This is a genomic window from Leifsonia poae (assembly GCF_050632195.1).
GTDB lineage: Bacteria > Actinomycetota > Actinomycetes > Actinomycetales > Microbacteriaceae > Leifsonia > Leifsonia poae_C.
In genome coordinates this window covers 2,760,554-2,783,062 of the sequence record NZ_CP192580.1, presented here as the reverse complement: position 1 = coordinate 2,783,062, position 22,509 = coordinate 2,760,554, and the positions used below count along the sequence as shown (strand labels likewise).

At 67.5% G+C, this 22,509-nt stretch carries 12 protein-coding genes, 6 pseudogenes and 2 riboswitches; of the genes and pseudogenes, 9 read left to right on the top strand and 9 right to left on the bottom strand.

Translation table 11 applies throughout. The features are described 5' to 3' along the window. Nucleotides 1–25: 25 nt before the first annotated feature. From ACQ86A_RS14055 to ACQ86A_RS14030, 6 genes and pseudogenes are all read right to left on the bottom strand, one after another. Nucleotides 26–1,167, bottom strand: a pseudogene (locus tag ACQ86A_RS14055) (cysteine desulfurase family protein). Beyond that, a complete protein-coding gene (gene nadC / locus ACQ86A_RS14050) occupies nt 1,164–2,072 on the bottom strand; it encodes a carboxylating nicotinate-nucleotide diphosphorylase (protein ID WP_431277602.1) in 909 nt (302 codons plus the stop codon). Before nadC ends, ACQ86A_RS14055 begins: the two are co-directional and overlap by 4 nt. Continuing rightward, a complete protein-coding gene (locus ACQ86A_RS14045) occupies nt 2,066–2,347 on the bottom strand; it encodes a hypothetical protein (protein ID WP_431280452.1) in 282 nt (93 codons plus the stop codon). The genes nadC and ACQ86A_RS14045 overlap by 7 nt, the downstream gene beginning before the upstream one ends. Before the next feature lie 240 nt (nt 2,348–2,587). Beyond that, a pseudogene (locus ACQ86A_RS14040) lies at nt 2,588–3,633 on the bottom strand (FAD-dependent oxidoreductase); the annotation flags it as partial. A gap of 1 nt (nt 3,634) precedes the next feature. Beyond that, on the bottom strand, nt 3,635–4,933 hold the full coding sequence (gene nadA / locus ACQ86A_RS14035; RefSeq protein ID WP_431277601.1) for a quinolinate synthase NadA: 1,299 nt from the start codon (nt 4,931–4,933) through the stop codon (nt 3,635–3,637). Nucleotides 4,934–4,970: 37 nt separating this feature from the next. Next, nucleotides 4,971–5,668, bottom strand: a pseudogene (locus tag ACQ86A_RS14030) (NUDIX hydrolase); the annotation flags it as partial. 172 nt (nt 5,669–5,840) lie between these two features. After that, nucleotides 5,841–5,942, top strand: a riboswitch (glycine riboswitch). 1 nt (nt 5,943) lies between these two features. Beyond that, nucleotides 5,944–6,045, top strand: a riboswitch (glycine riboswitch). A 62-nt stretch (nt 6,046–6,107) separates the two neighbouring features. On the opposite strand from ACQ86A_RS14030, the gene gcvT reads away from it, so the two are divergent. The 3 genes and pseudogenes from gcvT (at nt 6,108) to gcvP (ending at nt 10,585) form a co-directional block, all read left to right on the top strand. Continuing rightward, entirely contained in the window at nt 6,108–7,277 is a 1,170-nt protein-coding gene (gene gcvT, locus ACQ86A_RS14025; protein ID WP_431277600.1) for a glycine cleavage system aminomethyltransferase GcvT, read from the top strand. Nucleotides 7,278–7,279: 2 nt separating this feature from the next. Then, a pseudogene (gene gcvH, locus ACQ86A_RS14020) lies at nt 7,280–7,653 on the top strand (glycine cleavage system protein GcvH). Nucleotides 7,654–7,669: 16 nt separating this feature from the next. Further along, nucleotides 7,670–10,585 carry an aminomethyl-transferring glycine dehydrogenase gene (gene gcvP / locus ACQ86A_RS14015; protein ID WP_431277599.1) on the top strand — a complete coding sequence of 972 codons (2,916 nt, stop codon included), beginning with the start codon at nt 7,670–7,672 and terminating at the stop codon, nt 10,583–10,585. Between the two features lie 96 nt (nt 10,586–10,681). On the opposite strand, the gene ACQ86A_RS14010 is transcribed toward gcvP, so the two are convergent. Beyond that, complete coding sequence (locus ACQ86A_RS14010; protein WP_431277598.1) at nt 10,682–11,476, bottom strand: CPBP family intramembrane glutamic endopeptidase; 795 nt, start codon at nt 11,474–11,476, stop codon at nt 10,682–10,684. Between the two features lie 271 nt (nt 11,477–11,747). Here ACQ86A_RS14010 and ACQ86A_RS14005 point away from each other — a divergent pair, with 271 nt between their 5' ends. From ACQ86A_RS14005 to ACQ86A_RS13995, 3 genes are all read left to right on the top strand, one after another. Further along, the gene (locus tag ACQ86A_RS14005) at nt 11,748–13,535 is read left to right on the top strand and encodes an ABC transporter family substrate-binding protein (protein WP_431277597.1); all 1,788 of its coding nucleotides are present in this window, start codon (nt 11,748–11,750) and stop codon (nt 13,533–13,535) included. Between the two features lie 186 nt (nt 13,536–13,721). Continuing rightward, nucleotides 13,722–15,254 carry an ABC transporter permease gene (locus tag ACQ86A_RS14000; protein ID WP_431277596.1) on the top strand — a complete coding sequence of 511 codons (1,533 nt, stop codon included), beginning with the start codon at nt 13,722–13,724 and terminating at the stop codon, nt 15,252–15,254. Then, entirely contained in the window at nt 15,254–16,264 is a 1,011-nt protein-coding gene (locus tag ACQ86A_RS13995; RefSeq protein WP_431277595.1) for an ABC transporter permease, read from the top strand. Before ACQ86A_RS14000 ends, ACQ86A_RS13995 begins: the two co-directional genes overlap by 1 nt. Before the next feature lie 38 nt (nt 16,265–16,302). Here ACQ86A_RS13995 and ACQ86A_RS13990 read toward each other — a convergent pair whose 3' ends face one another. Then, entirely contained in the window at nt 16,303–16,929 is a 627-nt protein-coding gene (locus tag ACQ86A_RS13990; RefSeq protein ID WP_431277594.1) for a PH domain-containing protein, read from the bottom strand. An 89-nt stretch (nt 16,930–17,018) separates the two neighbouring features. On the opposite strand from ACQ86A_RS13990, the pseudogene ACQ86A_RS13985 reads away from it, so the two are divergent. From ACQ86A_RS13985 to typA, 3 genes and pseudogenes are all read left to right on the top strand, one after another. Continuing rightward, a pseudogene (locus tag ACQ86A_RS13985) lies at nt 17,019–18,451 on the top strand (ATP-binding cassette domain-containing protein); the annotation flags it as partial. A 33-nt stretch (nt 18,452–18,484) separates the two neighbouring features. Further along, on the top strand, nt 18,485–18,874 hold the full coding sequence (locus tag ACQ86A_RS13980; RefSeq protein WP_431280451.1) for a hypothetical protein: 390 nt from the start codon (nt 18,485–18,487) through the stop codon (nt 18,872–18,874). A 268-nt stretch (nt 18,875–19,142) separates the two neighbouring features. Next, nucleotides 19,143–21,065, top strand: a complete 1,923-nt coding sequence (typA, locus tag ACQ86A_RS13975; RefSeq protein ID WP_431277593.1) for a translational GTPase TypA — start codon at nt 19,143–19,145, stop codon at nt 21,063–21,065. A 135-nt stretch (nt 21,066–21,200) separates the two neighbouring features. Here the strand turns inward: typA and efeB are convergent. After that, nucleotides 21,201–22,502: pseudogene (efeB, locus tag ACQ86A_RS13970) on the bottom strand (iron uptake transporter deferrochelatase/peroxidase subunit). Nucleotides 22,503–22,509: the final 7 nt, after the last annotated feature.

The window sequence follows — 22,509 nt, the reverse complement described above, 5'->3', positions numbered from 1 at the left end:
TACTGGAGGCCCGTTCTGGGTCCGTTCAGTGCCCCAGCGAAGCCACCTCGCGCACGGCATCGGCCACCGCCGGTGCCACCTCCACGAGCTGGTCGATGCTCACGTCCGCGCCCCAGGAGAAACGAACTGCGGTACGCGCGATGTCTTCGGGATAGCCGAGGGCGAGCAGCACGTGGGAGGCGTCCTCGCTCCCGGCCGCGCACGCCGATCCGCTTGACGAGACGACGCCCCGACGCTCCAGCTCGAGCAGCACCGCCTCGCCGTTCGTGCCGGGGAAGACGAAGGACGCCGTCCCGGGGAGGCGCGACGACGGGTGGCCCGTGAGCCGCGCATCCGGAACCGCTGAGAGCACGGCAGAGACGAACGCGTCGCGGGCCGTCGTCGCTCGCTGCACGTTCGATTGCCGGTCGGCCATCGTCGGGCGCGCCGCCGTCGCAAGGGCCACGGCACCAGCCACGTTCTCGGTTCCCGATCGGCGACCCCGCTCCTGGCCGCCGCCGTGCAGCACCGGTTCGATCGGGATGCGCCCGCGCACGTAGAGCGCGCCCACCCCTTTGGGCGCGCCGATCTTGTGGCCGGAGACGCTGAGCGCGTCCACGCCCAGTTCGCGGACGTCGAGGTCGAGCCAGCCTGCCGCCTGAACCGCATCGGTGTGAAAAGGATGCGGCGGGCGTGCGCGATCGCCGCGAGCTCGGCGATCGGCTGCACTGTGCCCACCTCGTTGTTGGCGAGCATCACGCTCACGAGAGTCGTGTCGTCGCGCAGCGCCGCCTCGAGGTCGGCGACGGAAACGAGACCGTCGGCGTCGACCGGGAGGAATGTCACCTCGAAGCCGTGCAGTCTCACGAGATAGTCGACCGACTCCAGCACGGCTTCGTGCTCGATCGGCGTCGTCACGATGTGGCGCCCGCGCGGATTCGCCAACGCGATGCCTTTGATCGCGAGGTTGTCCGCCTCCGTTCCTCCCGAGGTGAACGTCACCTCCGCCGGGCGGCAGCCGAGCCACTGGGCGACGGATGCTCGCGCATCCGCCAGCGCACGCGCCGCCGACTCGCCCACCGTGTGATGGCTCGAGGGATTGCCGAAGTCGCCGGTCAGGTACGGCCACATCGCTTCGAGCACCTCGCGGCGCACCGCCGAGGTCGCCGCCGCATCGAGGTAGATCACGGCGCGGTCGGCTCCTCGGCGCCCGAGGCCACAGCGCCCGGGCCTGCAGCCGCATCCACGACAACGTCCAGACCCAGGTCGAGCGAGCGCACGCTGTGCGTCAGCGCGCCGACCGAGATCACGTCCACACCCGTCTCGGCGATGTCGCGAACCGTTCCGAGGTTCACGTTGCCGCTGGCCTCCACGATCGCGCGCCCGGCAATGATCTCGACGCCCTCGCGGAGCCCGTCGAGCGTGAAGTTGTCGAGCATGATCGTGTCGACCCCCGCGGCGAGCACCGGGCCGAGCTGGTCGATCCGGTCGACCTCGACCTCGAGGTGGGTGGTGTGGGAGAGCTGCGCGCGCACGGCGAGCAGCGCATCCGTCACGCTCAGCCCGGACTGCGCCGTGAGTACGGCCAGGTGATTGTCCTTGGCCATCACCGCATCCGAGAGCGAGAAGCGGTGGTTGTGCCCGCCTCCCGACCGAACGGCGTGCCGTTCGAACGCCCGCAGACCGGGAGTGGTCTTGCGGGTATCCACGATGCGCGCGGAGGTGTGCGCGATCTCGGCGACGTAGCTGGCCGTCAGGGTCGCGATGCCGCTCATCCGCTGCACGAGGTTGAGGGCGACACGCTCGGCCTGGAGCACAGAACGAGCCGGTCCGCTCACCGACGCGAGAGTGTCGCCGGCCTCGAATCGGCCGCCGTCCTCGAGCGCGAGGTCGACGACGATCGTCGGGTCGGTGAGCTTCATCGCCGCGGTGAAGACGGCGCCTCCGGAGAAGGTGCCCGGCTCCCGCGCGGCCAGTCGGGCACTGGCATATGCCGTTTCGGGAATGAGCAGTTGCGAGGTCAGATCGCCCCACGGCGCGTCCTCGAGCAGGGCGGCCCTCACGACGGTCTCGATGATCTGGTCGGTCAGCATGGAACGGTCACCTCGGTATGGGCGACGGATGCGCGCACCGAGTGGTGCGCGACGCCGTCTGTCGAATAGGGGAAGTCCGATCGGAAGTGGGCGCCGCGAGACTCCTCACGCACCAGCGCTGACGACACCACGAGTCGCGCGAGGTCGAGCAGGTTGCCGTCCTCGCGCTCGGCGCGGGTCGCCAGCGGGTCTCCGGATGCGCGCCATCCGGCGAGCGTCGAAGCCGCGGCCTCAAGCGTCTCGCGTGTGCGGTGCACGCCCGCGGTGGTCCACATCAGCGCGCGCAGCGCATCCCGCGGAACGAGAGTCGCGTCGGGTCGCTCAGAAACCGCAAGAGCGGGGTCCACGCCACCATCAGCGCCCGCGAGCCACTCGGGGCCGCCCCGATCCCACCCCGTGGGAACACCGTCGGCAAGATCTTCCGCCGCACGGAAAGCGAACACCAGGCTCTCCAGAAGCGAGTTCGACGCGAGCCGGTTCGCCCCGTGAGCACCCGTGCAGGCGACCTCACCCACGGCATATAGCCCGGGCACGGTTGTTCGTCCGCGCGTGTCGGTCGCCACGCCGCCCATCCAATAGTGCGCGGCCGGCGTCACCGGAACCCACTGCGTGGACCAGTCGATCCCCGCAGCCCGGCACGCCGCGTCGATCGTCGGGAACCGCCGTGCCAGAAACTCTGAGCCAAGGGCCGTCGCGTCGAGGAACACGGGAGATCCTCCTGCGCGGCCATCTCGACCGCGATCCCGCGGGCCACGACATCGCGTGGAGCGAGCTCGGCTTCGGGATGCACGTCGACCATGAACCGCTCGCCCGCGGCGTTGCGCAGCACGGCACCCTCGCCGCGCACCGCCTCGGACACCAGGAACGATCCCGGGATGGCCAGGGCGGTCGGGTGAAACTGGTAGAACTCGAGGTCTGCGAGCGCCGCACCTGCGCGCCAAGCCGCGGCGACCCCATCACCGGTCGTCACCGCCGGGTTGGTCGTGTGCGAATAGAGCTGACCCGCGCCGCCGCTCGCGAGGATGACGGCGTCGGCTTCGAGCGCCTCGGTAGCGCCGTGCTGCAGCACCTCGACTCCGCGGACGGCGCCGTCGTCGACGACGATCTCCGTCAGGAACGCGTGCTCGACGATCCGCGCCGCCGAGGCCCGCACCGCGCGCACCAGAGCCCGCTCGATCTCGGCACCCGTCGCGTCTCCGCCGGCGTGCAGCACCCGCGCGTGCGAGTGCGCCGCTTCGAGCCCCCGAGCCAACTCGTCACCCGATCGGTCGAAGGCGACCCCGAACGCGATGAGGTCCCGGATGCGCGCCGGCCCCGCCGCGCAGAGCACCTCCACCGCCTCCCGCACATTCAGGCCTGCACCGGCACTCATCGTGTCGGCGATGTGCGACTCGACGCTGTCGTCCGCGAACACCGCAGCGGCGATCCCGCCCTGCGCGTACGCGGTGTTGCTCTCAGCGAGCTCCGACTTGGTCACGACGGTGACCTCGTGCGTGCGGCTTGCTTCGAGGGCCGCTACCAGGCCGGCGACCCCGCTGCCGACCACCACGACGCGGGCCATGTCAGGCCGCCATGGTGGTGTCGGGTCGCGCGGCGAGCATCCGCTCCAGCGCTACACGTGCCGGCTCGGCGACGTCGGCGCCGACCGTGATCTGGTTGAGCACCTCGCCGCGCACCAGCCCCTCGAGCACCCAGGCGAGGTAGCCGGGGTGGATGCGGTACATCGTCGAGCACGGGCACACCACCGAGTCGAGGCAGAAGATGGTGTGCTGCGGGTACTCGGCCGCCAACCGCTGCACGAGGTTGATCTCGGTGCCGATCGCGAATGTCGAGCCTGCCGGCGCCGCCGCGATCGCCTTGACGATGTAGTCGGTCGAGCCGTATTCGTCTGCCGCGTCGACGACCTCCATCGGGCATTCGGGGTGCACGATCACGCGCACATCCGGATACTGCACCCGGGCCCGGTCGATCTGGCCGACCGTGAAGCGCTTGTGCACCGAGCAGAAGCCGTGCCAGAGGATGACCCGCGCATCCGTCAGCGCGTCGGTGTCGTTGCCGCCGAACGCCTTGCGCGGGTTCCACAACGGCATCTGCTCCACCGGCACGCCCATCGCCTTGGCCGTGTTGCGGCCGAGGTGCTGGTCGGGGAAGAACAGAACGCGCTGCCCGCGCTCGAACGCCCACTTCAGGACGGTCTCGGCGTTCGACGAGGTGCAGACGATGCCGCCGTGCTCACCGCAGAACCCCTTGAGCGCCGCCGAGGAGTTCATGTACGTGACGGGGATGACCGGAACCCGGCCGTCCGCATCCGGCTCGGTGCCGTACAGCTCCTCTAGCTGCTCCCAGCACTCGGTCACCGAGTCGATGTCGGCCATGTCGGCCATCGAGCATCCCGCAGCCAGGTTGGGCAGGATGACCGCCTGCTCGGGACGGGAGATGATGTCGGCGGTCTCGGCCATGAAGTGCACTCCGCAGAAGACGATCGCCTCGGCTTCCGGCTTGGCCTTGGCCGCATTCGCCAGTTGGAACGAGTCACCGACGAAGTCCGCGTACTGCACCACCTCGTCCCGCTGGTAGAAGTGCCCCAGAGTCACGACCCGGTCGCCGAGCGTCGCCTTGGCCGCCAGGATGCGGTCGTGCAGCTCCTCCTTGCTGGCCGTGCGGTACTCCTCGGGCAGCTCGCCCTGCCGCGGCGTCGACGCGGGGATGGGATCTGCCATGGAGGCCCCCGGTCCGTACGACGGCTCCTGCAGGTCGAAGACCCACGGGCTGTCCACGAGGTCTGGGGTGCAGGTCTCGCCGTCGAGCTCGCCCGTTGCGATGAGCTGGATGGTGGTGTCGACCGATGCGGTGATGCTCATTCTTCTCTTCTTCTCTCGAACGGATGCTGCTGACGGGGAGCGGTCCCTGGTCGGCGAGGTCGATGGAGTCGTTGTAGCGGTAGAGCCGCGGGGGACGGTGCGGTGTGCCGGTCAGATACTGATCGGTCGCAACGACGGCGTCGGAGGACTCGATGCTGCGCCGGAAGTTGGCCGGGTCGAGCGGCCGGCCGAGAACGGCTTCGTGCACCTCGCGCAGCTGGGCGAGCGTGAAGGTCTCGCCGAGGAAGGCGTGCGCGATTCGGCTGTACTCCATCTTGGTTCGCAGGCGCCAGAGCGCGTATTGCACGATCAGGTTGTGGTCGAAGGCCAGGGAGGCAGATCGTCGGCGGCGAACCACTGCACGTTCTCGCCGACGCTCGCGAGGGCGGCCTCCTCGCTGCGCACCAGGGCCCAGTACACGATCGAGACGACACGCTCCGCAGCGGGCGAACGCGTCGCATCGCCGAACGCGTAGAGCTGTTCGAGATAGCGGGGCGTCAGCCCGGTGGTGTCGCGCAGCGTGCGTGCGGCGGCGAAGGCCAGGTCTTCGTCGAGGTGAAGCGGCCCGCCGGGCAGCGCCCAGCATCCCTCGAACGGCTCCCGGATGCGCCGCACCAGCGGCAGCCACAGGCTCGCCAGGTCATCGGTAGCCTCGTCTTTGCGTAGCGCGAAGATCACGGTCGAGACAGCCAGCACCGCGCTGACGCGTTCCCTGCCCTGCTCGTTCGACGACATCCGTCGCTCCGTCCGGCCTAAAGGTCACTGTGACTCTAAGTACCGGCCATCTTAGTGTCACTCGGACCAGAACTCCAAACCGGGCTGTGCGCGAGCCGGTTCCCGGTCCGATATGCTTCAGGGGTATCCGCGCACGCGCGGGTGAGCGAGTGCAACTGAATACTGGGCCACCGAAGTCGATGCGGGAGAGCCGGAGCGCGCGAGCGTGCGTCACCGGCACCGAAGGAGCAATCCTCCCCGACAATCTCTCAGGTACGCGTACCGCATCGAACTGGCCACTCTGAAAAGTAGAGAGGCGACACCATCGCCGCTCTCGCCCAAGGTGAAAGCCGCGCCTCCTGTGCGGTGAAACTCTCAGGCCGGATGACAGAGGGGGAGTTCTCACGCAGCCGCAAGGCGCGCCCAACTCCCGGCGACGGCCGGCGGAACCGGAGAACTCATGACCTCGCAAGACTCGGAACGCCACTCACCCCTGCATGACGCCCACGTGGCCGCCGGAGCATCGTTCACCGACTTCGCCGGCTGGCAGATGCCCGTGCGCTACTCGAGCGATCTCGCCGAGCACCATGCCGTTCGCAACGCGGCAGGCCTGTTCGACCTGTCCCACATGGCCGAGATCGTGCTGATCGGACCAGAGGCCGGGCAGGCGCTCGACTACGCGCTCGCCGGAAAGTTGTCCAGCATCTCCGACGACCAGGCCAAGTACAGCCTCCTGTTGTCCCGGTCGGGCGGTATCGTCGACGACCTGGTCGTGTACCGCACCGGCGAGGACCGCTACATGGTCGTCGCCAACGCCGCGAACCGCGACGAGGTGGTCGAGGAGCTCCGCGACCGCACCGCGCCCTTCGACACCGAGGTGTTCGATGAGAGCGACGACATCGCGCTCATCGCGGTGCAGGGCCCGGCCAGCCTGTCCATCCTGCTGGCCACCGAAGGCTTCGCCGTCGAGGGCGGCCACTACGACGGCGACGACTTCGGCGAACGCCTCGGCGCCCTCAAGTACTACTGGTCGCTTCCTGCGCTGTTCGAGGCGCATCCCGTGCTCATCGCACGCACCGGCTACACGGGCGAAGACGGCTTCGAGCTCTACACGGCTCCAGACAATGCGAAGGCGTTGTGGGATGCGCTGCTCGAGGCGGGCAAGGAGCAAGGGCTCGTGCCGGCGGGCCTCGCCAGCCGCGACACCCTGCGCCTCGAGGCGGGCATGCCCCTGTATGGTCACGAGCTCAACACCGAGACCTACCCCGCGCAGGCCGGCCTCGGTCGCGTCGTGAACCTCGCCAAGGAGACCGACTTCGTCGGCCGCAACGCCAGCGAGCTGGGTCCGGATGCGTTCGCTCCCGTTCTCGTCGGACTCATGGGGCACGGCAAGCGCGCAGCGCGCGCCGGTTACCCCGTGTACGCCGCCGACGGAACGACGGGGGCCGACGAGTCCGTCGGCGTCGTCACATCCGGAGCACTCTCACCCACCATCGGCGTGCCGATCGCGATGGCGTACGTCTCACCGCGGTTCGCGCGCCCCGGAACCGAACTGCACGTCGACGTCCGCGGCAGCCGCCTCGGCTTCACCGTCACCGCCCTCCCCTTCTACAGCAGAAAGAAGAAGTAGCCATGGCCGCTCCCCAGGAGTTGAAGTACACCGCCGAACACGAGTGGATCCTCGTCGACGGCGACACCGCGACCGTCGGCATCACCGCGTACGCCGCCGAGAAGCTCGGTGACGTCGTGTTCGTCGAGCTGCCCGAGGAGGAAGCGACCTCGCCGAGGGCAAGGTCGTGGGCGAGATCGAGTCGACCAAGTCGGTCGGCGAGCTCTTCGCCCCGGTGAACGGCACGGTCGTCGAGGCCAACTCCGCGGTCGTCGACGCACCCGAGCTGGTCAACACCGACCCGTTCGGCGAGGGCTGGCTCATCAAGGTGTCCTTCACCGAGCTGCCCGCCAACCTGCTCAGCTTTGACGAATACTCCGCCCTGACCGGCGAGTGAGGCCCGCTCTTCCACGATGACTGAACTCTTCCAGACGCGTCACATCGGCACCGACGGCGACGCGCAGACCGCCATGCTCTCCGCCCTCGGCTACGACACGGTCGACGATCTCGTCACCGCCGCCGTGCCCGAGTCGATCCGCGTCGGCAACTTCCGCGAGGCCGACGAGTCGATCCTCCCCGCGCCCGCGACCGAGCGCGCAGCGCTCCGCGAGCTGCGCGGTCTCGCCGCGCGCAACACCGTGAACCGCTCGATGATCGGGCTCGGGTACTACGGCACGATCACTCCGGCTGTCATCAAGCGCAACGTGCTGGAGAACCCGAGCTGGTACACCGCTTACACGCCGTACCAGCCGGAGATCTCGCAGGGCCGGCTCGAGGCGCTCATCAACTTCCAGACGATGGTCGCCGACCTCACCGGCCTCGACACGGCGAACGCGTCGATGCTCGACGAGGGAACCGCGGTGGTCGAGGGGATGCTGCTGGCGCGCCGCGCATCCAAGGTCAAGACGGCGAAGTTCGTCGTCGACAGCGACACGTTCCCGCAGACCCTAGCCCTGCTGCAGAACCGGGCCGATGCGGTCGGAATCGAGCTGGTCGTGCTCGACCTTGCAGCGACGGCCGCTGACGCCCCCGAGCTGACCGACGTGTTCGGTCTCTTCGCGCAGTACCCGGGTGCGTCGGGGCGGGTCTGGGACCCGACCGACGTCATCGCCGCCGTCAAGTCGCAGGGTGCGGTCGTCGTCGCCGCGGCCGATCTTCTGGCGCTGACGCTGCTCCGGTCGCCGGGAGAGCTCGGCGCCGATGTCGCGGTCGGCACCACCCAGCGCTTCGGCGTCCCGATGGGCTTCGGTGGACCGCACGCCGGCTACATGGCCGTGCGCAAGGGTCTTGAGCGTCAGCTTCCCGGCCGTCTGGTCGGGGTGTCTCAGGATGCCGTCGGCAGGCCCGCATACCGCCTGACGCTGCAGACGCGCGAGCAGCACATCCGTCGCGAGAAGGCCACCTCAAACATCTGCACCGCTCAGGTGCTCCTCGCCGTGATGGCGGGGATGTACGCGGTGTACCACGGCCCACGAGGACTGCGGACGATCGGTCAGACCGTTCACGCGTCTGCGGCTCTCGGCGCCCGGATCCTCCGCGAACACGGCGTGGACGTGCTGTCCGAGTCGTTCTTCGACACACTCCAGGTGCGCGTCGCCGACGCGGCCGACGCGGTGGCTAAGGCGCACGCGCGCGGCATCCTGCTGCACTCCTCCGACGAGACCACCGTCGTCTTCAGCTTCGACGAGGAGACCGCCGCCGACCTCGGAACTGGTTCGACACTCTTCGCCGACCTCCTCGCCGTCTTCGGCGCGGGCGAGAACACGGTCGATGTCGCGTTCGACGGCGGCCTCCGGTCGTTCGACGCCGCACTGGCCCGCGAGAGCGCATACTTGACGCACCCGGTCTTCAACACGCACCACTCCGAGACGGCGATGATGCGGTACCTCAAGTACCTCGCCGACAAGGACTACGCGCTCGACCGCGGCATGATCCCGCTCGGCTCCTGCACGATGAAGCTCAACTCCGCGACCGAGATGGAGGCGGTGACCTGGCCCGAGTTCGCGGGACTGCATCCGTTCGCCCCGATCGAGGATGTGCGGGGTTCGCTCGAGCTCATCGACCAGCTCGAGCGCTGGCTGGCCGACGTGACCGGATACGACTCGGTCTCGCTGCAGCCGAACGCGGGCAGCCAGGGCGAGCTCGCCGGCCTGCTCGCGATCCGCGGCTACCACCGCTCGCGCGGGGACGTCGACCGCACGGTCTGCCTCATCCCGCAGAGCGCGCACGGCACCAACGCCGCATCTGCGGTTCTCGCGGGCATGTCGGTCGTCGTGGTGGCCTGCGATGAGCTCGGCAACGTCGACCTCGACGACCTCCGCGCCAAGGTCGCGGAGCACGCCGACACCCTCGCCGCGTTGATGATCACCTACCCGTCGACCCACGGCGTGTACGAGCACGAGGTCGTCGCGATCACGCAGTCCGTGCACGACGCCGGCGGCCAGGTCTACGTCGACGGTGCGAACCTCAACGCCCTGCTCGGCTACGCGCGGTTCGGCGACTTCGGCGGCGACGTCAGCCACCTGAACCTGCACAAGACGTTCTGCATCCCGCACGGCGGCGGCGGCCCCGGCGTCGGACCGGTCGCGGCCAAAGTCCACCTTGCGCCGTTCCTGCCCGGCCACCCGATGGCGCAGCGCGCCGACCACTACCTGGCCGGCGGCGACGGAACCCAGCGCGTCGAGCACGCCGGGGGACCGGTCTCGGCGGCCGCGTACGGCAGCCCGAGCATCCTGCCGATCAGCTGGGCCTACGTGCGCATGATGGGCGCTCAGGGACTCACGGATGCGACCGGCGCGGCCGTGCTCGCGGCCAACTACATCGCGGCGCGGCTTCGGGAGCACTTCCCCGTTCTGTACGCCGGTGACAACGGGCTCGTCGCGCACGAGTGCATCCTCGACCTGCGTCCGCTCACCGAGGCGACCGGGGTGACCGTCGACGACGTGGCCAAGCGGCTCATCGACTTCGGCTTCCACGCGCCGACGATGAGCTTCCCGGTCCCGGGAACCCTCATGGTCGAGCCGACCGAGAGCGAAGACCTGGGCGAGCTCGACCGCTTCGTCACGGCGATGGTCTCGATCAAAGCCGAGGCGGATGCGGTCGCCGCCGGCGACTGGCCGGTCGACGACAACCCTCTGCGGAACGCTCCGCACACGGCCGAGACGGTCATCGTGGGGGAGTGGGAGCACGCGTACAGCCGAGAGCAGGCCGTGTATCCGGTGCCGAGCCTCGTGCGCAACAAGTATTGGCCGCCCGTGCGACGCATCGATCAGGCCTGGGGCGACCGCAATCTGTTCTGCGCTTGCCCGCCGCCGGAGGCGTTCGCTTAGGCACGAAGCATCTTGAGACCGGCCCCGGATCCTCGTCTGCTCGAATGAGCAGGCGGCGATTCGGGGCCGTTCTTTACAGCAATGGTGGAAGTCGCGTCAGCCGAAGATTCCGGGCCACCAGGCGACCGCGAGCGGGTAGCCGACGAACGAGACGATGTCGATGACAGCGTGCGCGACGACGAGCGGCATCACCCGTCCCCACCGCGTGTAGCACCAGCCGAAGACGATGCCCATGATGGCGTTGCCGATGAACGGGCCGAAGCCCTGGTACAGGTGGTAACTCCCACGCAGGGCGGCGGCCGACAGGATGATCGTCCACTTTCCCCACCCGAGCTGACGCAGCCGGGTGAAGAGGTAGCCGACGATGATGACTTCCTCCTGGAGGGCGGCACGCACGGCGGCGAAGACCAGGATGGGAATGGTCCACCAGTGCGAGTCGAGCGGTGAGGCCTGCACCTGAACGGTGATGCCGAGCACGCGCCCGAGAGCGTAGAGCAGGATGCCGGGGATCCCGATGGCCAGGAAGAGCAGCATCCCGCCGCCCAGGTCACGTGCGGGACGGGTGAAGTCGAGGCCGACCCGGCGGAATCCGGTCAGGTCCTTGCGCCAGAGCAGGAAGATGACCAACGCCACCGCGAACAGCGGAAAGAGATTGCCGAGGAACTGGTATGTGAAGTCGAGCCATTCGCGGGTGCTCTGCGAAGGATTCACAGCCGCGGACTGGTCGGCGAGCGGTGTCTTGTCCGTCACGCGCGCGACGATCGAGACGATCGAATAGACGGCGGATGCGCCGAGCGACAGACCGAGAACGATCGCGATCTCCCACCACAGGCGTGCACGTTCGCCGCGGGCGACAGGGACTTCAGCGGACCAGCGGGTCTCAGGGCTCATGAATGCATCCTGCCAGGCGGGGGAACGTGCCCCATTCGGGGCGCAATTTGTCGATATACCGGGGGAACCACGCGTTTCGTTGCGTGGCACGCGCCAAAAACCTCGTTTTCCTGTGCTTGGTGCAAATTTCCACCAACTGAGTTACCACTGTGTAACGTTTTCGTGCCCGGTTTTGCATTCGCTGCCACAGCTACTTACAGTCATTCTTATCCCGCGCGGTCCAGGCACGCTCGCACGCCTATGCCGTCGCACACTTCGCACAGGAGGAACATTGCACATCAAGGGAAGAAAGGCCAGGTACACGGTCAGCGCCGTCGCTCTTGCGGGCGTCGCGGCTCTGGCACTGTCGGCCTGCACCACGTCCGGGAGCACGTCGGGTTCGACGGCCGCCACAGGCGGCACCGTCACCGTCGCCGTCGTCAACGACCTCACGTCGCTGAACTCGCAGACTCCTCAGGGCAACCTGGACACCAACGGCCAGGTCGGTTACCTGAACGGTTCGTATGGCACTGGTTTCCAGTACATCGACAACAACTTCAAGATCGTCCACGACGACAAGTTCGGAAAGTACGAGAAGACCTCGGACGACCCGCTGACCGTCAAGTACACGCTCAACAAGAACGACAAGTGGTCCGACGGCCAGCCCATCACGGCTGATGACCTGGTCCTCGGCTGGGCGATCGCGTCCGGTTACTACGACTCGGCGACCCTCGACGACGAAGGCAAGGTCACCTCGGGGACCCAGTACTTCAGCATCGCGGGTTCGACCGCCGGTGTCGACGCGACCGCGTTCCCGACCGTCGGCGACGACAACACGTCGATCACCCTGAAGTACTCCACGCCCTACGTGGACTGGGAGCTCGTCAACCCGATCGCGCAGCCTGCGCACATCGTGGCCAAGAAGGCGGGCCTGTCCTCGGCCGCTGACCTGACCAAGCTGCTGAAGGGTCTGCCCAAGGGTGACAAGTCCAGCCCGGCTGCGCCGGACGCGACCCTGAAGAAGGCTGCGGACTTCGTCAACACCGGTTACGACATCACGGCGTTCCCGACCGACAAGGACCTGCTCGTCTCCTCGGGCCCGTTCTACGTCTCGGCCTGGACCCCCGGCCAGTCGATCACCATGTCGAAGAACAAGTACTACGACGGTGGACTGAAGCCGAACGTGGACAAGATCGTCTTCCGCATCATCCCGGACGCCAACGCCCAGGTCACCGCTCTGCAGAACGGTGAGGTCGACATCATCAACCCGCAGGCGTCCGCCGACACCCTGACCGCCCTCAAGGCGACCAGCGCGAAGGTGCTCACCGGCGACCAGGTCTCCTACGACCACCTCGACCTGAACTTCGGCTCGACCGTGTTCCAGGACCCGAAGGTGCGTGAGGCGTTCCTGAAGACCATCCCGCGTCAGCAGATCCTCGACTCGATCGTCACCCCGGTGAACCCGAAGGCCGAAGTTCTGAACTCGCAGATCTGGCTCCCCAGCCAGGACGACTACGCGGCATCGGTCAAGCAGAACGGGTCGGACAAGTACAACAAGGTCGACATCGAAGGTGCGAAGGCCCTGCTGGCCGGCGCGACCCCGTCGGTGCGGATCCTGTACAACACGAACAACCCGAACCGTGTCGACGAGTTCCAGGCCATTCAGGCCTCGGCTGCCAAGGCCGGGATCAAGGTCGAGGACGCCGGATCGCCCGACTGGAGCACGCTCCTCCCGGGTGGCAACTACGACGCCTCGCTGTTCGGCTGGATCAGCCCCGGTGCAGGTACCACGCAGATCCCGCAGCTGTTCTCCAGCGCCGGTGGCGGTAACTACAACCGTTACCAGGGCACGAACGACCTCGCGATCAAGACGCAGACCACGCTCGACACTGACGAGCTGGTCAAGCTGGAGCAGCAGATCGACAAGCAGACCTTCGCCGATGGTTATGGCCTGCCGCTCTTCCAGCTGCCCGGTGTGTTCGGTGTCAACGCTCGCGTCGATGGCGTGAAGTACATGGGCAACCAGAACGGACCCTTCTGGAACTTCTGGGAGTGGTCGGTAAAGTCCAGCAGTAAGTAATATCTCCACAGCAATGGGTGCCCGGGCGAACCTCGGGCACCCATTCTGCGGCGGGGCGCCGGCAGTGTCGGCGCCCCGTATCATGTAACGGTGAACGAGATCCGTTCGCCCACCCCGAAACGCGCCCGATCAGCTCCGGCCCGGTCAGCAGCCAATGGCGCGTTGTGTCAGTGAGGTTCCCCACCTATGGCGAGTTTCATCCTGAGACGTCTTCTGGTCTCAGTGCTCATCATCATCGCCGCGTCGTTCCTGATGTACATGCTGGTCGCATACAGCGTCGACCCGCTCATGGACCTTCGCAGCAGTAACTCCCCGAACAAGACGCAGCTGATCGCAGCCCGCGTCGAACTCCTCCAGCTGGATGTCCCGCCCCCGTTGCGGTGGCTCTTCTGGCTCGGCGGCGCTGCGAAGTGCCTCATTCCATTCGCGAATGCGTGCGACCTCGGCTCCACCATTTCGAACGCCCAGGTCGTCGACATCCTGCCGCAGGCTCTCGCCTCGACGGTGCAGCTCGTCACACTCGCCCTCATCCTCGCGGTTCTGCTCGGTGTCACCATCGGAATCGTCACCGCCCTCCGTCAGTACAGCGGACTCGACAATGTCGTCACGTTCCTGAGCTTCTTCCTGTACTCGCTGCCGGCGTTCCTCGTGGCCGTCCTCCTCAAGGAGTTCGTCGCGATCGGCTTCAACAACTTCCTCGCGGATCCGGTCATCCCGTGGTGGGTCTCGGTGCTGATCGGGCTCGTCGCAGGTCTGATCTGGCAATCGCTGATCGGCGGGAACATGAGGCGTCGCCTCACCACCTTCGCGATCTCCGGCGCAGCGACGGCCCTCGTGCTCATCCTGATGTCGGCGACGGACTGGTTCCTGCACCCCGGCCTCGGACCGGTGGTCATCATCATCGTCACAGCTGCCGTGGCGATCGGCACCACCGCGTTGATCTCCGGACTCCAGAACCGTAAGGCGCTGATCACGGCTGGCATCAACGGTGCGATCGTGATCGTGGCGTACTTCGCGCTGCAGCCGCTGCTCGACATCTCGTCGGTCGCGACCGTCGTGATCCTCGCCGTGGTGGCCATCGTCGTCAGCCTCGCGATCGGTTACTTCGTCGGCGGCTACGACCGCGGTCAGAACATGCGCGTCGGTGTGATCGTGACGATCGTCTCGGGTGCCATGGTGCTGCTCGACCGCTTCATGCAGGCGTGGCCCGAGTACTTCAACGCCACCAACGGACGCCCCATCGCGACCGTCGGCTCGTCGACCCCCGGTCTCACGGGCGACATCTGGGTGACCGGGCTCGACACGTTCACCCACCTCGCGCTGCCCACCGTGGCGCTGCTGCTCATCTCGTTCGCGTCGTACACGCGATACTCACGCGCTGGAATGCTCGAAGTCCTCAACCAGGACTTCATTCGCACCGCGCGCGCCAAGGGGCTGCCGGAGCGCACGGTCATCGTGCGTCACGCGTTCCGCAACATGCTCATCCCGATCACGACCCTCGTCGCCTTCGACGTGGGAGCGCTCCTCGGTGGTGCGATCATCACGGAGAAGGTCTTCGCGATCCCCGGAATGGGCTCGCTGTTCAACGCAGGCCTCGCCCGCGGTGACCTCAACCCCGTGATGGCGTACTTCGTGATCATCGCGGCCATGGCGATTCTGTTCAACTTCCTCGCCGACCTCGCATACGCCGCGCTCGACCCGAGAGTGAGGGTCCGCTGATGTCGACCTCTGAAATGATTCCCGACGAGCTCCAGGCCCCGACCGCACCGCCGGTCAGCCAGGGCAGGCTCATCTGGCGACGATTCCTGTCGAACAGGCTCGCTGTCATCAGCGTCATCCTGTTCGTGCTGATCATCGCGTTCTCCATCTCAGCGATCGGCATCGGCCCGATCCACGGATGGTGGAAGTACGACTACAAGGAGCTGAACGACCAGGTCGCCCGCGGCGCCCCCAGTTGGGAGCACCCGTTCGGCCAGGACCGCATCGGCAAGGACTACTTCGCGTTGACGATGCGCGGCATCCAGAACTCGGTTCTCGTGATGATCGTCATCGGTGTCATCGCGAGTGTGCTCGGTGTCGTCGTCGGCGCTGTCGCGGGCTACTTCCGCGGCGTCACCGACGCGGTCCTGATGCGCATCACAGACGTGTTCATCGTCATCCCCGCGCTGGTCATCGGCTCGGTCGTCGGTCACTTCGCCGGCGGACTCGGAGCCCCGGTGCTCGCGGTGATGCTCGGTCTGTTCTCGTGGATGGGCATCGCCCGTCTGGTGCGAGGCGAGTTCCTCTCGCTGCGTGAGCGCGAGTTCGTCGAGGCGGCGCGCGTCGCCGGTGCGTCGGACACCCGCATCATCTTCAAGCACATCCTGCCGAACGCCATCGGCGTCGTCATCGTGGCATCGACCCTGATCATGGCCTCGGCCATCCTGCTCGAGACCGCGCTGTCGTTCCTCGGCTACGGTATCCGGCCGCCGGATGTGTCGCTCGGTCTGCTCATCAGCTCGAACCAGTCCGCGTTCCAGACCCGGCCGTGGCTGTTCTGGTGGCCCGGTGCGTTCATCGTCACTCTGGCGCTGCTCGTCAACTTCGTCGGCGACGGGATGCGCGACGCGTTCGACCCGCGCCACCGCCGCTTCAACCTCCGCAAGATGCGCGAGGAGGAGCCGGAGCCCGGCGAGGACGACTTCTCCGGACCGAAGACCGGCGCCGCCCTCGCGGAGGACGTGCTGTGACCTCGAGCACGAGCGCGAACGCGCTGCTCCTCAGCCGATCAGGCGAGGAGCAGTGCCGCGACCGTGCCGGCCGCGAGCAGCACCATGCCGGCCAGTTCGGCCCAGTGCCAGTGCACGGTGACCGGCGTCTGGTCGGCGACGCCCGCATCCAGACGCCCGCTGTCGCGCAGGTCGCTCCAGCGACGCCGGATGACCTCGGCCGCCTGACCGGATTCGGTCGACAGCAGGTCGCCGGGTCGGCGAACAGTGTCGGCCACGCTCGGTTTGCCCACGCGTCCTCGAGTCTCGTTGCGGGTGGCACGGAGCGTTCTCGCCGTGCCGGGCGCCGGCGCGGACCAGACGGAGAACTTGCGGCCCGGCGTGTAGAGCGTCAGGGCGTACTTCGTGTCGACGTTGATGAGCGCCGCCCACGGGATCTCGATGGTGCTCAGCACGTTTCGCACGGTCACACCCTCGGTAGCCACGACGAGGAGCGGGCGCCACAGTGCGCTCCACGCGACGAGGGCGAAGAACAGACACGGCACGAGATAGAGCAGGCGCAGGTCGTCGACGCTCAGTACAAGGGTCACCGCGATGGCAGCGGTGGCCGCCCAGATCAGAACGGCAACGACCCGGTTGAACCGGGAGACGAACACCTCGCGTTCGTCGGCGGAGGCGTAAGGCATGGGTCCATGCTTACAGCACTTCAGCCGGCACGCCAACGCGACCGGAGCCGCCGGGCGATCCTCGGCGCTCGCGAAAGGAACACCAACTCATGACCGACAACACCACCGGTCAGGCGGACGTCGTGACCGACGCCCCCGTGCTCGAGGTCACCGACCTCTCCGTGGACTTCGGCGTCGACAACGTCTGGGTCCCCGCGGCCAAGAAGCTCAACTACTCGATCAAGGCAGGCGAGGTCCTCGCGATCGTCGGCGAATCAGGATCGGGTAAGAGCGCGAGCTCGATGGCGATCCTCGACCTCCTCCCGACGAATTCGCGCGTGCGCGGGTCGATCAAGCTCGAGGGGCGCGAGCTCACCGGGCTCACGCAGCCGCAGATGCGCCGCGTCCGCGGTCGCCAGGTCGCGGTGATCTTCCAGGAGCCGATGACCGCGCTGAACCCCGTATACACGGTCGGCTCGCAGATCGTGGAGACGCTGCGCGTGCACTTCGGCATGTCGCCGCACGAGGCCAAGGAGCGCGCGCTCGAGCTGCTCGGCATGGTCGAACTGCCAGACCCTGTCAAGGCGTTCAACTCCTACCCGCACCAACTCTCGGGCGGTCAGCGTCAGCGCGCGATGATCGCGCAGTCGATCTCGTGCGACCCGAAGCTCCTCATCGCCGACGAGCCGACGACCGCACTCGATGTCACCGTGCAGGCCGAGATCCTGGAGCTGCTGCGCAGCCTCCGTGACCGGCTCGACAGCGCGATCCTGCTGATCACCCACGACATGGGCGTCGTCGCCGACCTTGCAGACAACATCGTCGTGATGCGCAAGGGCGACATCGTCGAAGGCGGCACCGTCAAAGACGTGTTCGCCAACCCGCAGCACCCGTACACGATCGCCCTGCTCGACGCGGTTCCCCACCTGGGGCAGCGCGGCGACGAGGAGATCGACACCACGGCGGCCCTGGCGGCCGGCTCCGACCACGCCGACCCCGAGTTCGCCGAGCGCATCGCCGTCAACGAGCGGATCGCGAATGAGGCACACGCAGCCGCCATCGCCGACCCCCGTACGGTTGTCGTCGACTTCCAGGATGTGGCGATCGAGTACCCGAAGCACGGTCGCGTCCCCGCGTTCCGCGCCGCGAGCAACATCGACCTGCAGATCCACGAGGGCGAGGTCGTCGGCCTCGTGGGCGAGTCCGGCTCCGGCAAGACCACTCTCGGACGCGCGTCCATCGGACTACTCCCGATCCACTCGGGCAAGCTCGTCGTCGCGGGCCAGGACATCAGCAATGCGTCGCGTGACGACATCCGCAAGCTTCACCGCAATGTGGGCATCGTGTTCCAGGATCCGTCGTCCTCGCTGAACCCGCGCCTCCAGATCTCCGACAGCATCGGCGAGCCCTGCTGCTCGCCAAGGGGATCAAGGGTGCGGCTCTCGCCAAAGAGGTCGACCGCCTCCTCGATTCCGTCGAGCTGCCGCGGGCATACCGCAGCCGCTTCCCGCACGAACTCTCGGGCGGCCAGAAGCAGCGCGTCGGGATCGCCCGGGCGCTGTCGCTCCAGCCGCAGGTGCTGATCGCCGACGAGCCCACCAGCGCACTCGACGTGTCGGTGCAGGCTCGCGTGCTCGAACTGATGCAGTCGCTCCAGAAGGAGATGAACTTCGCCTGCCTGTTCATCACCCACGACCTCGCGGTGATCGACGTGCTTGCCGACCGCATCGCGGTCATGCACCACGGAAACCTGGTCGAGGTCGGCTCGCGCGACGAGATCCTCCGCAACCCGCGCGAGGCGTACACGCAGCGGCTCCTCGCAGCTGTGCCTCTGCCGGATCCCGACGCCCAGCGCGCCCGACGCGCCTTGCGCCTGGAACTCCTGGCTGCGGGCTCCGACGAGGCCGTCGTGCCGCCCGTCGAGCTGCCGCATGAGCCCGAGCCGCCGGTGGCCCAGGGCATCTAGCACTCACTCCTCGAAAGGGTCCGTCGCTCGGCGACGGGCCCTTTCACCTTTCTCGCGTACGTCCGCGGCCGTCCAACGCAATCGACTCCGGGAGAAATCCCGCATTGTGTGCAGCGTTGGGGTGATTTCTCCCGGAGTCGATTGCGTTGTGGGTCGGACCTGCTTGCAAGCACCTGAGTGTTCGAGGCCCGCGGTCGGGCCGGCGCGTTGTGTTTGATAGAATGGACTGTTTCCCACCAATCTTCTGACGAGAGTCGAGTCTTCACGCATGTCCGAGAACGCCGTCGCCCACCGCGACGATCTGCGCAACGTCGCGATCGTCGCCCACGTCGACCACGGCAAGACCACGCTGGTCGACGCCATGCTCCGCCAGACGAACTCGTTCTCGGCGCACGAACACGTCGAAGAGCGCGCGATGGACTCGAACGAGCTCGAGCGTGAGAAGGGCATCACGATCCTCGCCAAGAACACGGCGATCTCGTACAACGGCAAGCACGCCACGAACGGCCCGATCACCATCAACGTGATCGACACCCCCGGCCACGCCGACTTCGGTGGCGAGGTCGAGCGCGGTCTGTCCATGGTCGACGGCGTCGTCCTTCTGGTCGACTCCAGCGAGGGCCCGCTGCCCCAGACCCGCTTCGTTCTGCGCAAGGCGCTCGAGGCGAACCTGCCGGTCATCCTCGCGGTCAACAAGACCGACCGTGGCGACGCGCGGATCGAGGAGGTCGTCAGCGAGAGCCAGGACCTGCTCCTCGGACTCGCCAGCGACCTGGCCGATGACGTTCCCGACCTCGACCTGGACAAGATCCTCGACGTTCCCGTCGTCTACGCATCCGGCCGTAACGGCGCCGCGAGCCACAACCAGCCTGCCAACGGCGAGCTGCCGGACAACGACGACCTCGAGCCGCTCTTCGAGGCGATCCTCGAGCACATCCCGGCCCCGTCGTACGACCCGGAGGCGCCTCTGCAGGCGCACGTCACCAACCTCGATGCCTCGCCGTTCCTCGGCCGCCTCGCGTTGCTGCGTATCTTCAACGGCACGCTCAAGAAGGGCCAGACCGTCGCCTGGGTGCGTCACGACGGCGACGTGCACAACGTGCGCGTGACCGAGCTCATGATCACCAAGGCCCTCGACCGTTACCCGGCCGAAAGCGCCGGCCCCGGTGACATCGTCGCCGTCGCCGGTTTCGCCGACATCATGATCGGCGACACCCTGGCCGACCCCGAAGACATCCGCGCCCTCCCCGCGATCCACGTCGACGAGCCCGCGATCTCGATGACGATCGGCACGAACACCTCGCCGCTCGTCGGCAAGGTCAAGGGTCACAAGCTCACCGCGCGCATGGTCAAGGACCGCCTCGACCGCGAACTGGTCGGAAACGTCTCGCTGCGCGTGCTCGACATCGGTCGCCCCGACTCGTGGGAGGTGCAGGGCCGCGGAGAGCTGGCGTTGGCCATCCTGGTCGAGCAGATGCGCCGCGAAGGCTACGAGCTGACCGTCGGCAAGCCGCAGGTGGTCACCAAGCGCGTCGACGGCAAGCTGCAGGAGCCGTTCGAGCACCTCACGATCGACGCACCCGAGGAGTACCTGGGCGCGATCACTCAGCTGCTCGCCGCGCGCAAGGGTCGCATGGAGAACATGTCGAACCACGGCACCGGCTGGGTTCGCATGGAGTTCATCGTCCCCTCGCGGGGCCTCATCGGCTTCCGCACCGAGTTCCTCACCACCACCCGTGGGACGGGTATCGCCAACGCGATCTCGCACGGCTACGACGACTGGGCCGGCCAGATCATCACGCGCAGCAACGGCTCGATCGTGGCTGACCGCTCCGGTGTGGTCACTCCGTTCGCGATCATCGCCCTGCAGGAGCGTATGACGTTCTTCGTGCAGCCGACCGAAGAGGTCTACGAGGGCATGGTCATCGGCGAGAACTCGCGCGCCGACGACATGGATGTGAACATCACCAAGGAGAAGAAGCTGACCAACATGCGTCAGTCGACGGCCGACAACTTCGAGTCGATGACTCCGTCGCGCCAGCTCACCCTGGAGGAGAGCCTCGAGTTCGCCCGCGAGGACGAGTGCGTCGAGGTCACGCCCGAGATGGTGCGCATCCGCAAGGTCGAGCTCGACGCGAACGCCCGCGCTCGCGCCACCTCCCGCCTGAAGAAGCAGGACCAGAACGCCTAACCCGCGCTGACCCGCTTCAACGCAATCGAGTCCGGGAGAAATCACCCCAACGCACTGCGCGTGGGGGATTTCTCCCGGACTCGATTGCGTTAGGGCGGGGCGGGCGCGGGCGCGGGGCGCGGGGCGGGCGCGGGGCTAGGCGAAGAGGGGCGCGCCGACGTAGGAGCCCTCGCGGGCTCCGGGCGGCACGGCGAAGATCGCCGAGCCGACGTGCTTCAGGTACTCGTTCATCGCGTCGTTGCGCGCCAGCTGCTGCTGGATCGGGATGAACTGCTTGCGCGGATCCCGCTGGAACGCGATGAAGAACAGCCCGGCGTTGAGGCGCCCGAGCTCGTCGTTGCCGTCGACGAAGTTGTACCCGCGTCTGAGCAACTGGGCTCCATCGTTGGTCGACGGATGCGCGAGCCGCACGTGCGAGTCCGGATCGATCTTCGTGCCGCCGGTGGGGAGACCGCCAGAAAGTTGGGCTCTGTGAACTCGGTGCCGCCCGACAGCGGCGCCCCCTCGCCCTTGTCGCGCCCGACGATGCGCTCCTGCTCGCCCAGTTGCTGCCGGTCCCAGGTCTCGATGACCATCCGGATCTTGCGCGCGACCAGGTACGACCCCCGGTCATCCAGTCCTCGCCGTCGACGCGGGGCACCCACACCTGCTGAGCGACGACCTTGCCGTCCTCGGCCTTGATGTTGGCGGTGCCGTCTTTGAAGCCGAACAGGTTCCGCGGCGTGGTCTGGCTGCGCGTCGTCGATGACGTGCGGCCGAAGCCGAGCTGCGACCAGCGGATGCTCGCCCGCCCGAAGGCGATGCGTGAGAGGTTCCGGATGGCGTGCACGGCGACCTGAGGGTCGTCGCTGCACGCCTGCACGCACAGGTCGCCGCCCACGTAGGCGTCGAGTAGGGCGTCGCCGGGGAAGTGCGGCAGGTCGACGAGGGCCTCTGGGCGGCGGGATGCGATGCCGAACCGGTCACGCCCATCCGTCGTCCTGAAGAGGGTCGGACCGAAACCGATCGTGAGGGTCAGCCCGCCGGGCGGAAGGTCGAGCGCCTCGCCGGTGTCGTCCGGGGAGCGTCCGCGGGTCCGCTGGCCGGCCCGTACTTGCCCGCCGGCTTGCCCTGGGTCATGCGCGCCGCCGCGACGGTCCAGTCGCGCAGCAGCTCGATGAGTCCGGCCCGGTCGAGTCCGTCAGCGACGTCGAAGGCCGCGAAGTGCAGTCTGTCTTGGGCGGCGGTCGTGATTCCGGATTGGTGTTCGCCGTAGAACGGGTACGTGTCGGTTGTTTCCGTGGTCGCCCCGAGCACCGTACGGTCGATCGCGATGCCGGCACCGATTCCGACGATGCCGGCGCCGACGGAAGCGCCCGCGAGCCCGAGCAGTCCACGACGGGACAGCCCGGGCTTCGGGTCAGAGCTTGCTGGGGTTTCGGGGGACTCCGAGGTCACTCGACGA

Excerpts from the sequence above, each read along its gene's own strand:
- nadC (WP_431277602.1), bottom strand. The coding sequence starts at position 2,072 with ATGCTGACCGACCAGATCATCGAGACCGTCGTGAGGGCCGCCCTGCTC.
- ACQ86A_RS14045 (WP_431280452.1), bottom strand. The coding sequence starts at position 2,347 with ATGTGGACCACCGCGGGCGTGCACCGCACACGCGAGACGCTTGAGGCC.
- nadA (WP_431277601.1), bottom strand. The coding sequence starts at position 4,933 with ATGAGCATCACCGCATCGGTCGACACCACCATCCAGCTCATCGCAACG.
- gcvT (WP_431277600.1), top strand. The coding sequence starts at position 6,108 with ATGACCTCGCAAGACTCGGAACGCCACTCACCCCTGCATGACGCCCAC.
- gcvP (WP_431277599.1), top strand. The coding sequence starts at position 7,670 with ATGACTGAACTCTTCCAGACGCGTCACATCGGCACCGACGGCGACGCG.
- ACQ86A_RS14010 (WP_431277598.1), bottom strand. The coding sequence starts at position 11,476 with ATGAGCCCTGAGACCCGCTGGTCCGCTGAAGTCCCTGTCGCCCGCGGC.
- ACQ86A_RS14000 (WP_431277596.1), top strand. The coding sequence starts at position 13,722 with ATGGCGAGTTTCATCCTGAGACGTCTTCTGGTCTCAGTGCTCATCATC.
- ACQ86A_RS13995 (WP_431277595.1), top strand. The coding sequence starts at position 15,254 with ATGTCGACCTCTGAAATGATTCCCGACGAGCTCCAGGCCCCGACCGCA.
- ACQ86A_RS13990 (WP_431277594.1), bottom strand. The coding sequence starts at position 16,929 with ATGCCTTACGCCTCCGCCGACGAACGCGAGGTGTTCGTCTCCCGGTTC.
- typA (WP_431277593.1), top strand. The coding sequence starts at position 19,143 with ATGTCCGAGAACGCCGTCGCCCACCGCGACGATCTGCGCAACGTCGCG.